Origin of the sequence: Streptomyces europaeiscabiei, from assembly GCF_001550375.1 — a bacterium.
Lineage (GTDB): Bacteria > Actinomycetota > Actinomycetes > Streptomycetales > Streptomycetaceae > Streptomyces > Streptomyces europaeiscabiei.
Map to the genome: position 1 here is coordinate 37,342 of NZ_LRTR01000829.1, position 12,698 is coordinate 50,039.

The 12,698-nt window shown below is 68.9% G+C and carries 12 protein-coding genes; 11 read left to right on the forward strand and 1 reads right to left on the reverse strand.

All coding sequences use genetic code 11. The features are described from left to right. Positions 1 to 28: 28 nt before the first annotated feature. The gene (locus AWZ10_RS41415; RefSeq protein WP_046703212.1) at positions 29 to 772 is read right to left on the reverse strand and encodes an IclR family transcriptional regulator; all 744 of its coding nucleotides are present in this window, start codon (positions 770 to 772) and stop codon (positions 29 to 31) included. A gap of 271 nt (positions 773 to 1,043) precedes the next feature. On the opposite strand from AWZ10_RS41415, the gene solA (AWZ10_RS41420) reads away from it, so the two are divergent. The 11 genes from solA (AWZ10_RS41420) (at position 1,044) to AWZ10_RS41470 (ending at position 12,631) form a co-directional block, all read left to right on the forward strand. Continuing rightward, entirely contained in the window at positions 1,044 to 2,186 is a 1,143-nt protein-coding gene (gene solA, locus AWZ10_RS41420; protein ID WP_046703170.1) for an N-methyl-L-tryptophan oxidase, read from the forward strand. Between the two features lie 43 nt (positions 2,187 to 2,229). After that, positions 2,230 to 3,366, forward strand: coding sequence for an N-methyl-L-tryptophan oxidase (gene solA, locus AWZ10_RS41425; RefSeq protein WP_046703171.1), 1,137 nt, complete (start codon positions 2,230 to 2,232; stop codon positions 3,364 to 3,366). A 19-nt stretch (positions 3,367 to 3,385) separates the two neighbouring features. After that, on the forward strand, positions 3,386 to 4,357 hold the full coding sequence (locus AWZ10_RS41430; RefSeq protein WP_046703172.1) for a succinylglutamate desuccinylase/aspartoacylase family protein: 972 nt from the start codon (positions 3,386 to 3,388) through the stop codon (positions 4,355 to 4,357). A gap of 83 nt (positions 4,358 to 4,440) precedes the next feature. Then, positions 4,441 to 5,544, forward strand: coding sequence for an ABC transporter substrate-binding protein (locus AWZ10_RS41435; protein WP_046703173.1), 1,104 nt, complete (start codon positions 4,441 to 4,443; stop codon positions 5,542 to 5,544). Next, a complete protein-coding gene (locus AWZ10_RS41440; protein WP_046703174.1) occupies positions 5,537 to 6,676 on the forward strand; it encodes an ABC transporter ATP-binding protein in 1,140 nt (379 codons plus the stop codon). Before AWZ10_RS41435 ends, AWZ10_RS41440 begins: the two co-directional genes overlap by 8 nt. Before the next feature lie 3 nt (positions 6,677 to 6,679). After that, complete coding sequence (locus tag AWZ10_RS41445; protein WP_046703175.1) at positions 6,680 to 7,576, forward strand: ABC transporter permease; 897 nt, start codon at positions 6,680 to 6,682, stop codon at positions 7,574 to 7,576. Beyond that, positions 7,573 to 8,439, forward strand: a complete 867-nt coding sequence (locus AWZ10_RS41450) for an ABC transporter permease (RefSeq protein WP_060893664.1) — start codon at positions 7,573 to 7,575, stop codon at positions 8,437 to 8,439. Before AWZ10_RS41445 ends, AWZ10_RS41450 begins: the two co-directional genes overlap by 4 nt. 126 nt (positions 8,440 to 8,565) lie before the next feature. Further along, positions 8,566 to 9,519, forward strand: coding sequence for a succinylglutamate desuccinylase/aspartoacylase family protein (locus tag AWZ10_RS41455; RefSeq protein WP_046703177.1), 954 nt, complete (start codon positions 8,566 to 8,568; stop codon positions 9,517 to 9,519). Beyond that, positions 9,516 to 10,979 carry an aldehyde dehydrogenase family protein gene (locus AWZ10_RS41460; RefSeq protein ID WP_052769496.1) on the forward strand — a complete coding sequence of 488 codons (1,464 nt, stop codon included), beginning with the start codon at positions 9,516 to 9,518 and terminating at the stop codon, positions 10,977 to 10,979. Before AWZ10_RS41455 ends, AWZ10_RS41460 begins: the two co-directional genes overlap by 4 nt. A gap of 2 nt (positions 10,980 to 10,981) precedes the next feature. After that, positions 10,982 to 11,920: an aldo/keto reductase gene (locus tag AWZ10_RS41465; protein WP_060893665.1), complete on the forward strand. Its 939-nt coding sequence runs from the start codon at positions 10,982 to 10,984 to the stop codon at positions 11,918 to 11,920. A 39-nt stretch (positions 11,921 to 11,959) separates the two neighbouring features. Next, positions 11,960 to 12,631: a haloacid dehalogenase type II gene (locus AWZ10_RS41470; protein WP_046703180.1), complete on the forward strand. Its 672-nt coding sequence runs from the start codon at positions 11,960 to 11,962 to the stop codon at positions 12,629 to 12,631. Positions 12,632 to 12,698: the final 67 nt, after the last annotated feature.

Below are 12,698 nucleotides of genomic sequence, written 5' to 3' on the forward strand. Positions count from 1 at the left end.
GCGGCTGTCAAGTGCTTCCGTCTGGCATTCAGCCGCGTCGACGGCCCGTAATCTCCGCGGCCGTCTCGGCGACCATGCGGCTCCACTCGGGCAGCCGTTCGGCGTCGAAGCGGGAGTCCGGCATGGAGACGGCGACGGAGGCGAGCGGGGCGCCGGCCTCGTCCAGGACGGGTGCGGCGATGGCGCAGACACCGGGCCGGTACTGATTGCGGTTGACCGCATATCCGTCGGTGCGGATCCGGTCCAGTTCGGCGCGCAGTTCTTCGGGATCGGCGGGCGTGGTGTCGGTGAAGCGCTCGAGCCCCTGCGCGATGAGCTCCTCGACGTCCTGTTTCGGCAGGTGGGCGAGAACCGCCCGCCCCACCGCGGTGGCGTGCAGGGGTGAGGTGTCGCCGATGGTGTGGAACGTGCGTACCGGGTGGTCGGAGTCGACGCGGTCCACCACGACCATGCACTGAAGGGCGTCCGGTACCGACAGGTGGATTGTCTCGTTGAGGGCGTCGCGCAGGCGGACCATCGGCTCGCGGGCGGCGGTGAGCAGGCTGGAGCCCTGAAGTGCGGCGGGCCGTACGGCGAGGACGCGGGCGCCGATCTCCCAGCGGGTGGTGTCCTTGCGGTTGGCCCGCAGCCAGCCGGCCTCGGCCAGTGTGACCAGGGTGCGCTGCACGGTCGACTTCGGCAGGCCGAAGATCTTCGTCAGTTCCCCGACGGTGACCGGCTGGTGCTGGGCGACCGCCTCCAGGATGCGCAGTGACCTGGTGACGCTCTTCATTTCCATCCGGTTTCTCCCTGTTAATCCCTAGAAATTCTGCTGGACGCCCTCTTGACTCCCTTCGGAGCCACTGTCATTCTCTGTGCCAGATCCTAGCACAGCATTCCACAATGTGGCACGGCAGAAAAGTTCCGAGGGTTGGGGGATCCCCGAACCCGGACGGATGCGAGCGATCGAGGCCTCCAGGGCTCGCCCCTCCAAGCCGCCGCAAATCGACCATCCTCACGCTCGGGGCCCAGCATGCGGCCCGGCGGTACGAAAGGAAAGCCCTGTGTCCGCAGCCAGGAAGCGCGTCGCCGTCGTCGGAGTCGGAACAGTGGGCAGCCAGGCCGCCTGGCGGCTCGCGTCCCGGGGCGCCGAGGTCGTCGGCTACGACCGGTTCGCCCCCGGCCACGACCGCAGCGCTGCCGGCGGTGAGACCCGCATCTTCCGCAGCGCCCACTTCGAGGACTCCCGATGGGTTCCGCTGCTCCAGCACGCCGACGTCCTCTGGGAGCAGCTCCAGCAGGAAACCGGCCGCGAACTGCGCACCCTCACGGGATGCCTTCTCATGGGGTCCACCGAGGAACAGCAGATGGCCACCGTCCTCGAGTCCATAGCCGAGCATGGCCTCGACCACGAAGTGCTCGACGCCGAGACCTTGGCGAAACGTTTCCCCCAGTACCGGCTCGAAGACGGCGACGCCGTCGTGCTCGACCGCCGCGCCGGTGTCATCCGTCCCGAGCTGACCGTTCAGACCGCAGCCCGCCGCGCCGAGCAGCTGGGTGCCACGATCCACCGCTACACGACGGTGCGGGAGATCACGCCGGTGAACGGCGGGGTGGAGATCCACACCGACTCCGGAAGCGAGCACTTCGACGCGGTCGTCGTCACCGTCGGCCCGTGGGTCAACGACCTGCTCCCCGGCCTGCCGTGGGATGTCCAGATCCGCCGCGTGATCAGCGCCTGGTTCGTGCCCACCACCGACGCCTGGTTCGGCGAAGAGCGTCCCGCTTTCATCCGCACCACCCCCACCCACTGCTACGGACTGCCCTCCCCGGACGGCATCTCCGTCAAGCTCGGGCTCAGCAAGGACCTGCACCGCCCGGCCGGCGACCCCAACGCCCTGGACCGCACCGTCCAGCCGGAGGAGCTGGAGATCTACGCGGAGCTGATCCGCCGTCACATGCCGGACCTGCACCCGGACCCGACCCGCGTGTCCGTCTTCATGGAGGGCTACACGGACAGCACCCGACCGCTGGTCGGTCCGCTGCCCGGGGCCGGCAACGAGAACATGATCCTGCTCGCCGGGTTCTCCGGCCACGGCTTCAAGCTCTCCCCGGCCTTCGGTGACATCGCCGCGGACCTGGCGCTGGAGGGCTCCTCCTCCCAGCCCATCGACTTCATGTCGACCGTCGGCCGCACCGAGGCCTGAACCCCGCCCGGCCACCACCCGGTACATGCACAGGGAGAACCACATGGCCACCAGAAAGCGCGTCGCTGTCGTCGGAACGGGAACCATGGGCAGTCAGGCCGCCTGGCGACTGGCGGCCCGGGGCGCCGAGGTCGTCGCCTACGACCGCTTCGCCCCCGGTCACGACCGCAGCGCCGCAGGCGGTGAGACCAGGGTCTTCCGCAGCGTGCAAACCCACGACGGCCGCTACGTTCCGCTCGTCCGGCACGCCGACGCCCTCTGGCAGCAATTGCAGGCGGAGACCGGGCGGGAACTGCGCCGGCTCACCGGAGCCCTGGTCATGGGGCCGGCCGACGACCCCGAGATGCGTACCGTCATGGACGGCATCGCTGAGCACGGCCTCGACCATGAGGTGCTCGACACCGAGGCGATGGCCAAGCGTTTCCCGCAGTTCCGCGTCGACGACGGCGACCTGGTGGTCCTCGACTCCCACGCGGGCTTCGTCCGCCCCGAGCTGACGGTCCAGACCGCGGCCCGGCGCGCGGAGGAGCTCGGTGCCCGGATCCGCCGCTACACCCCGGTGCGGGACATCACTCCCGTTGCCGGGGGAGGCGTGGAGATCCGCACCGACACCGAAGCGGAGCGCTTCGACGCCGCGGTCGTCACCCCAGGCCCGTGGGTGGGCGACCTGCTGCCCGACCTGCCGTGGGAGGTGAGCATCTACCGCGCGATCAGCGCCTGGTTCCTGCCTCATCAGGACCACCCGGCGGATACCGAGCGTCCCGCCTTCATACGCTGCGGCGAGTTCCCCTTCTACGGCATCCCGTCCCCGGACGGCCTGGCTGTCAAGCTCGGCCTGCCCCAGGCGTACCACAAGCCCGTGGACGACCCGAACCGGCTGAACCGGACCGTCGCACCGGAGGAACTGCAGGCCTTCACCATGGCGGTGGGGCGCTACCTGCCCGGCCTGAACCCCGACCCGGTACGGCTGTCCGTCTTCATGGAGGGCTACACCGGCAGCACCCGGCCGCTGGTCGGCCCCCTGCAGGGCTGCGACGACATCGTCCTGCTGGCCGGCTTCTCCGGTCAGGGCTTCAAGATCTCACCCGCCATGGGCGACATCGCCGCTGACCTCGCGCTGGAGGGCCGCACCTCCCAGCCGATCGAATTCATCACCACAAACGGCCGCACCGAGGCCTGAGTTCACTACGAGGTAAGACATGACCTTGACCATCGGCCCGCTGCGGGCCGAGCCCGGCCAGAAGACCCGCGGGAGCCTGACCGCTGACCTGGGCACCACCACAGCGGACGTTCCCCTGATCCTCGTCAACGGCTCCCGTCCCGGACCCAGGGTCGTGATCACCGGTGGTGTCCACGGCGGCGAATTCATCGGCATCGACGGCGCCACCCATCTGGCCGGGCTGCTGGAACCGGACGACATCACCGGTCAGTTGGTGATCTGCCCCGTGGCCAACCCGCCGGCCGTCTACGGGGGCAGGCTCAACATCTCCCCACTCGACGGCGTCAACATCAATCGCGTATTCCCCGGCGACAAGGAGGGCGGCCCCACCGAGCGGATGGCGGCCTGGCTCTTCGAGTACGTGGTCAACGGCGCCGACGCCTACGTGGACCTGCACAGCGGCGGCATCGACCAGCACCTGCTCGACTTCGTCGGCTACCGCGTGACCTCCGATGCCGAGCTGGCCGCGAAGATCAAGGCAATGGCCCACGCCGTCGGCTACGAACGGGTCATGCCCCGCCCCCTCCCGGACGGCGGCAACAGCCACGCCGCGGCGAACCGCCAGGGCATCCCCGGCATCCTCATCGAGACCGGGCAGCTCGGCGACCGGGACCCTGCCATCGTGCGCAGGCTCCTCGACGGCCTGTACCGGCTGCTGCACCACCTCGGTGTCATCGAGGCCCCGCAGAACCTCGCACCGGTCACCCTGCAGCCCCGCGAGTGGGTCTGGACGGGCGAGATCGTCTCCCCGGTCGCCGGCCTGTGGTACCCGGACGCGATCGCAGGCGACGAGGTGACCGAAGGACAGACCATCGGCCACGTCATCGACCCGGCCGACGGCACCGAGCACAAGGTCGCCGCCCCGACCACCGGAACGGTCATCTACGGCATGAACGGGCTCACTGTCCGCCTCGGCATGCTGCTCGCCGAGATCGCCGTCCCCCGCGACTGACGCGCTGCATACCCCATCGACCCCCCTGATTCCCCCTATCCCGCTGAGCTGGCCCTCAATGCGCTACTTCCAGGAGATTTGTCATGAGTGATCCCGTGATCGGCCGTAGAACGCTCCTGCGCGGAGCAGGCGGCCTGGCCGCCCTCGCCGCTCTTCCGTCCCTCGCTGCCTGTGGCACCGGCACCAGCCGTGCGTCGGCCGGAGGCGGCAAGGGCGGCGGCAAGACGGTGGTCGTCCGCGACAGCGGCGGTTCCTACGGCGCGGCCGTGCAGAAGGCGATCTACACGCCCTTCACCAAGGAGACCGACATCCAGGTGAAGGTGCTGAACCTGGACGACGCCCCGCTGCTCGCGCAGATCAAGCAGGGCCGCCCGCAGTGCGACCTCATCAACAACGCGATGATGTCCCACCTCAAGTATGTCAAGCAGGACGCCCTGGAGACGCTGGACCTCGGCCGGGTCAAGAGCCTGAAGAGCGCGAAGATCCCCGACAACCAGATCACCGAGCACGCCATCGGCAACTCCTTCTACGGCCAGTGCATCGCGTACCGCACCGACGCCTTCGACGGCCGCAAGCCCGAGTCGTGGGCGGACTTCTGGGACACCAAGGCATTCCAGGGCGGCCGCGCGATGGTCAGCCCGGACGGTGACCTGCCGGAGTTGGAGTTCGCGCTGCTGGCCGACGGCGTCCCGATGGACAAGCTGTACCCGCTGGATGTGGACCGTGCCTTCAAGGTGCTGACCCGGCTGCGGGCGGACATCAAGAAGTTCTGGGACAGCGGCCCGCTGCCCGGTGTGCTGCTGAGCCGCCAGGAAGTGACGATGTCGACCGTCTGGGACGGCCGGGTCGCCGATCTGCAGAAGCAGGGCGTCCCGGTGGAGCGGCAGCTCAACGGTATGCGCCGCCAGTTCCAGGGTTATGCCATCGCCAAGGGCGCGGCCAACGTGGACGCCGCCTACCAGCTCATGGACTTCTCGCTGCGTCCCGAGATCCAGGCCAACCTCGTCAAGTTCTTCCCGTCGAACCCGTCTTCCCCGGTGGCCTACGCCAAGCTCACCGAGGACCAGCGCAACGCACTCGCGGGTGCGCCGAAGTACTACGACAAGGGTTTCGACACGGACATGGACTGGTGGCTGAAGAACGAGGCCGCCGTCACCAAGCGCTGGCTGGAGTGGGCTCGTGGCTGAATTCGGTATCGCCGCACCGTCCGTCACACCGGTCGCAGGCGCTCGGACCACAGCGACGGGCAAAGCGCTGTCGGTGGTGGCCCTGCGCAAGACCTACGGGGACGTCGTCGCGGTCGACGAGGCGTCCATGGAGATCGCTGCGGGGGAGTTCGTCACCTTCCTCGGTGCCTCGGGGTCGGGCAAGACCACGACCCTGATGATGATCGCAGGGTTCTGCGAACCCGACTCCGGCACCATCACCGTCGGAGACCGCGACGTCACGAAGCTCGCCCCGCAAAAACGCAACCTCGGCTTCGTGTTCCAGCAGTACCTGCTGTTCCCGCACATGAGCGTGAGCGAGAACGTCGCCTTTCCGCTCACGCTGCGCGGGGTGCCGAAGGACGAGATCCGCAGGCGGGTGGGGGAGACGCTGGAGATCGCGGGCCTGTCCGGCTTCGGCGGCCGCAAGCCGCGTGAGCTGTCCGGCGGCCAGCAGCAGCGTGTCGCCCTGTGCCGGGCACTGGTCTACCGCCCGCCGGTCATCCTGATGGACGAACCGCTGGGCGCGCTGGACAAAAAACTCCGCGACCAGCTCCAGGTCGAGATCAAGGCCATCCAGCGGGAACTCGGCCTGACCGTCATCTATGTGACGCATGACCAGGAAGAAGCGCTGGTCATGTCGGACCGCATCGCGGTGATGCGCAACGGCCTCATCGAGCAGTTCGACACGCCCCGGGAGCTGTTCGAACGGCCCAGGACCCCGTTCGTCGCGGACTTCCTCGGCGCGGCCAACTTCCTGCCCGGCCGCATCGAGCAGCACACCGACGCGCACACCCTGATCCGCATCGACAGCAGTGCCGGCCTGATCAAGGCGCGCCGGCACGACCTCGTCTCCGGCACCCAGGTCAAGGTCGCCGTGCAACCCGGCCGACTGCGGGCCTGCGCCACCGACGACGGGTTCTGTACCGGCACGGTCGAGACCGCCACCTACGTCGGCACCCTGGTCCGCGCCGGCGTGCGCATCGACGGCACTGACGCACCGCTGCTGCGCCTGGAAGTACCGGCCGGCCGCGGCCCCGTCACCGGCGAACGCGTCGGGATCACCACCGACCCCGACGACGTCAACCTCTTCCCCACCGAACAGGCAGGGTGAGCCATGGCCGCCACCCTCACCACCAAAGCACCCGCGCCCCCGCGCAAGCTCCTTGCCTCCCGCCGCACCCGGGCCGGGGTCCTCTACGCACTGCCGGTCGTCGTCTACCTGCTGGTGCTGTTCATCTACCCGATCTTCAGCACACTCTTCCTCAGCCTGAAGAACGCCAACGGGTCATTCACGCTGCACTGGTACGCCGACGCGCTGACCGGGGTCAACCTCTCCGTCCTGTTCACCACGCTGCGGATCTCCGCGGAGACGGCGCTGTTCAGCCTCGTCTTCGGGTTCATCCTGGCCAACGCGATCTCCCGGCTCAAGCCCCTGTGGGCCGCACTGGCCATGCTGATCGTTGTCGTCCCGCACTTCATCAGCGCCCTGGTACGCACCTACGGATGGATCATCCTCCTCGGCGACAAGGGCCTGGTGAACGAAACCCTGACCGGCCTGCCGGTACCGGGGGCACCGTTCCAGCTGCTCTACAACGAACTCGGCGTGGTCATCGGCACCACCTCCATGATGCTGCCCTACACCGTTCTGCTGCTCTACGGCGTGATGCGCGGCGTGGACCGCCGCCTGCTCGCGGCCGCGGCCAGCATGGGCGCCGGACGCGTGACGATCTTCCGCCGCATCTACCTGCCCCTGGTGGCCCCTGGCCTTGCCAGTGCCGGACTGCTCAGCTTCATCCTGTCGCTGGGCTACTACATCACCCCCGCCCTGATGGGCGGCCCGAAGCAGACGATGATCGCCACCCTCATCAACCAGCAGGTGACGAAGGAAAACCAGTGGAACGGGGCGGCCGCTCAGGGAGTCATCCTGCTGCTGCTCACCCTCGCCGGACTGCTGCTGGTCAAGCTCGTCAGCTCCCTCGGCGCCAGCCGTAGGAAGAGGAGCGCGTCATGATGCAACTGCGCAGCACAATGGCCGGGCGGATCGCCCTGACCGCCATCGCCACCGTGATCCTGCTATTCCTGGCCCTGCCGATCGTCGTCATCATCGTCACCTCCTTCAGCAACAACGCCTTCGCCGCCTTCCCTCCCGAGGCGTGGACGCTGAACTGGTACAAGGCGCTGTTCGCCGACGGCAGCAAATGGCCGACCGCCCTGACACTCAGCGCGTTCGTCGCCTGCCTGAGCACCGTGTTCTCACTGATCATCGGCGTGACTGCGGCGACCGCCCTGACCCGCAGCGAACTCCCGCTGCGCTCCGCGGTCTACGCCCTGGTCCTCGGACCGCTGCTCATCCCGCAGATCGTCACCGCCCTGGGCCTGTTCCTGCTCTTCGAACCCGCCGCGATGCTGGGCAGCCCGCTCGCCATCGCCCTCGGCCACACCGTGCTCGCCTCACCGATCGCGGTGCTCATCCTGATCGCGACCCTGCGAGGCATCGACGAACGCCTCGAGGACGCCGCCGCCAGCATGGGCGCCGGCCGCATGACCATCGCCCGGCGGATCACCTTCCCCCTCGCCGCCCCCGGCATGATCGCCGCGGCGATCTTCTCCTTCATCACCAGCTTCGACGAGTTCTACATCTCCCAGTTCCTCTCCTCCGTCGACACCGTCACCCTGCCGGTGCAGGTCTACAACTCCCTGACCTTCGACATCGACCCCAGCGTGACCGCGATCAGCGCCATTCTCATCGCCTTCGCGGTCCTGGCCCTCGGTCTGGTGGCCCTGGTGCGCTGGCTCGGCTCCGGACGGCAGGACTCCCTGCTGTCGGTCGAGAACACGGTGGGGGTCGCGACTCCTGGGGGCGAGGCCGTATGACCACCACTGCTCAACGGCACCTGCTGACCACCCACGAATCGCTCGGCTCCGCGGGGAAGACCACCTCGTCGTCCCGCCTCGCCGAAGCGTTGGCTCCATCTGACGCACGTTCTGGAAAGGAACCACATGTACTCCATCGGTCCGCTGACCGTCGCCCCCGGCGAGCGCGCCCAGGGTCTGATCCCCGTCGGCACCAGCAGCTACGGCGTTGAGCTCGGCATACCTCTGATCGTCGTCAACGGCACCGAGGACGGCCCGGTCCTGTGCGTGGACGCGGGCGTGCACGGCGACGAGTACGACGGCCAGGAGGCCATCCGCCGCGTCCTCGCCGAGATCGACCCTGCCACCCTGCGCGGCACTGTCGTCGGCATCCCCTGTATGAACACCCCCGCCTTCGAGGCGGCCGCCCGCGCCAGCGGCCTTGACCACCTGAACCTCAACCGGATCTTCCCCGGCGACGCGGAGGGCTCGTACTCCCAGCGTCTGGCCGCCACCTTCGTCGAGCAGGTCGTCCCCGCCGTCGATGCCGTGGTCGACCTGCACACCGGCGGCGCCTACGGCGAGATCGCCCCGCTGGTCATCCTCCAGGGAGGATACGAGGACCTGGCGACGGACATCGCCCTCGCCGCCGGGCACGAACTGGTCTGGAAGGGCGGCAAGTGGGGCGGCACGATCCGCCACCCCGTCCTCGAGGCCGGCAAGCCCGCCATCACCATCGAATGCGGTGGCGCCACGTACCGCGAGGTCAACGTCGCGCACCACATGAACTCGATCCGCAACATCATGCGCCGACTCCGCATGACCGACGGCGAGGCGGAGCTGCGGGACTCCTACACGACGGTCTCCGGCACCTTCGCCCGCTCCGCCGCCGGCGGCTTCTTCGTCGCTCACGCCGAGCCGGGGGAGAACTGCAAGGAGGGCGACCTGATCGCCACCATCACCGACCACTACGGCAACACCCTCGAAGAGGTGTCGGCCCCGCAGGACGGCATCGTGCTCTGGGTCCGCCGCATCCGGACCGTGCGCCCCGGCGACGAAGTAGTCATCTTCGGTGCCGTTGAAGGGGAGATCCGGCCGTGACCAGCGAACGAGAGCAGACAAGGCACATGGACCTGCTGATCGACGGCAAGCAGGTGCCGGCCGCTGACGGCCGCACGCTCACCGCAGTCGACCCGTCGAACGGCACGGCCATCACCGAGGTCGCGCTGGCCGGCAAGGCGGACGTGGACCAGGCCGTAGCGGCGGCGCGCGCGGCCTTCACGGCACCCGAATGGGCCGCGATGCGCGCCGCCGACCGGGGCAGACTGCTCTACCGGATCGCCGAGGCGATCCGCGACCAGGGCGAACGGCTGGCCCGCCTGGAGAGCCAGGACGTCGGCAAGCCGCTCAGCCAGGCCCAGCGGGACGTGGAGGCCGCCGCCCGCTACTTCGAGTTCTACGCCGGTGTCGCCGACAAGCTCGGCGGCACGACCATCCCGCTCGGCCCCGGTCTGATCGACTACACCGTCCGTGAGCCGATCGGTGTCTCCGGCCAGATCATCCCGTTCAACTACCCACTGCAGAACACCGCTCGGGGCTCCGCTCCGGCATTGGCCGCAGGCTGCACGGTGGTCCTCAAGCCCTCCCCGGAGGCACCTCTCACCCCGCTGGAGATCGGCAGGATCGCCCTGGAGTGCGGCCTCCCGCCCGGTGTTTTGAACGTCGTCCCCGGCGATGCTGAGACGGGCGCGGCCCTGGCCGGCCACCCCGGCATCGACCAGGTCACCTTCACCGGCTCGGTGCCGACCGGCATCAAGGTCGCCCAGGCCGCCGCCGCCAACGTGGTGCCCTCCGTGACGGAGCTGGGCGGCAAGTCCCCGGTCGTCGTCTTCGCCGACGCCGACTTCGACCTGGCGCTGGCAGCCGTGGCCGCCTCCGCGTTCGGTAACGCCGGGCAGACCTGCTCGGCCGGTACACGGCTGCTGCTCCAGCGCGGCGCCGAGGAGTTCCTGGACAAGCTCGTCGCACACGCTGCCTCCCTGCGTATCGGCCCGGGTCTCACCGACCCGGATGTCGGCCCGCTCGTCGCCGCGCGGCAACGGGACCGAGTCCTTGGCTATCTGGAACTGGCGCGGGAGGAGGGCGCCGTTGTGCGGGCCGGCGGAGGCGCCCCTGCGGACCCTGAGCTGGCCGACGGGTACTACGTCGAGCCGACCGTGCTGACCGGACTGGACAACCAGGCCCGTTGCGCGCGTGAGGAGATCTTCGGTCCTGTCGTCACCGTCATCGAGTTCGACGACGCGGCCGAGGCCTTGGAGATCGCCAACGACAGTCCGTACGGCCTCGCTTCCTATGTGTGGACCCGCGACATCGACAAGGCCATGCGTCTGGCCGAGGGCATCCGGGCCGGTCAGGTCTTCGTCAACGCCACCGGTGTCGGCACGGGCGTCGAGCTTCCCTTCGGTGGCTACAAGCACAGCGGTTGGGGCCGGGAGAAGGGCATCGAGGGCCTGTCCAGCTACCTGCAGACGAAGAACGTCTGCATCGGATTCCGGAACTGAGCATGAGGTACCGCCTCATCGGAGAGCGGGGCCCGACCGTGTCGGTGGTCGGCGTGGGCGGCAACAACTTCGGCAGCCGCCTCGACAAGGACGGTACGAAGGCCGTCGTCCAGGCCGCCCTCGACGCGGGCATCACACTGTTCGACACCGCCGACGTGTACGGCGGACTCGGCAAGGGCGGCGGCTCACGCGGCGACGGCGAACGCCTCCTCGGCGCCGCCCTCAAGGGCCACCGTGACGACGTCGTCCTCGCCACGAAGTTCGGTATGCAGATGAGTACCGAGGCCGACCTGTACGGCCGGCGCGGCGCCGGCCCCTACATCCGGTACGCCGTCGAGGCCTCCCTGCGACGCCTCGGCACCGACCGGATCGACCTGTACCAGTACCACGAGACCGACGGCGTCACCCCGCTTCAGGAGACGGTCACCGTGCTGGAACAACTCGTGGCCGAGGGCAAGATCCGGTACCTCGGGTGCTCCAACCTTCCGGCCGAGCAGCTCACCGGTGCCTTCGTCTCGAGCCAGGCCCGCTATCACCTGCTCGACCGGAAGGCCGAGAACGACCTGATCCCTGCCTGCCTGCGCCACGGCGTGGGCTTCCTGCCCTACTACCCGCTGGCCAACGGCCTGCTCAGCGGCAAGTACCGGCGCGGCGAGGAACCACCGCCCGGCAGCAGGCTGTCCTGGCGGCAGGGCTGGCTCACCGACGCCGCCCTCGACCGAGTCGAGGCCCTCACCGCGTACGCCGTCGAGCGCGGCCTGACCCTCCTCCAGGTCGCCGTGGGCGCCCTGGCCGCGCTCCCCGCAGTCGCCTCCATGATCTGCGGCTCCATGACTCCCCAGCAGGTCACGGCCAACGCGGCGGCGGCCGGCTGGGTCCCCGACGCGGCCGACCTGGCCGCACTCGACGCGATCGTCGCCCCCGGCGAGCGCATCGTCTAAAGCCCAGCTCTTCGACATCCGCGAATCGAGGCTGCACCCGTGCGAGAGATCGTCACCTTCGATGCCTACGGCACCCTGATCGACTTCCAGCTCGGCCCCACCACCCTGAAAATCCTTGCCGACTCCGGCCGGCTGGACCTGGACAACCTGGACGTCGACGAGTTCCTCGACGACTTGCGCGTCATGCGCTTCCAGGCCGTCCTGGAGGCCTACCGCCCCTACCACGAGATCCTGCACTCCAGCCTGCGCAACGCCATGCGCCTGCACGGCCTGGAGTACCGCGAGTGCGACGGCGACGCCCTCGTCGAGGCCGTCCCCACCTTCGGCCCCTTTCCGGAGGTCCCCGACGCCCTGCGACAGCTGAAGACCAAGTACGAGATCGCCATCATCTCCAACACCAACGACAACCTGATCGCACGCAACGTCGAGAACATCGGCGTCGAGTTCGACCACGTCATCACCGCCCAGCAGGCCGGTGCCTACAAGCCCGACCGGCAGACCTTCGAGCACGCCTTCCACGCCATCGGTGTCGAGCCGTCCCAGATCATCCACACCGCCCAGGGCTGGGAGTACGACCTCATCCCCACCCGCGGGCTCGGCCTCAAGCGCCGCGTGTGGATCAACCGCTACGGCCGCCCGGGCAGCGCCGACTACCAGCCCTACGACGAGCTGCCCGACCTGACGGAACTGCCGAAGCTGCTCGGCTGCTGACCCGCGGCGACACGGCGCCACAGCACCCACGTCGGCGGTGAGGCTGCGGGGACGTGTCCGCAAACGG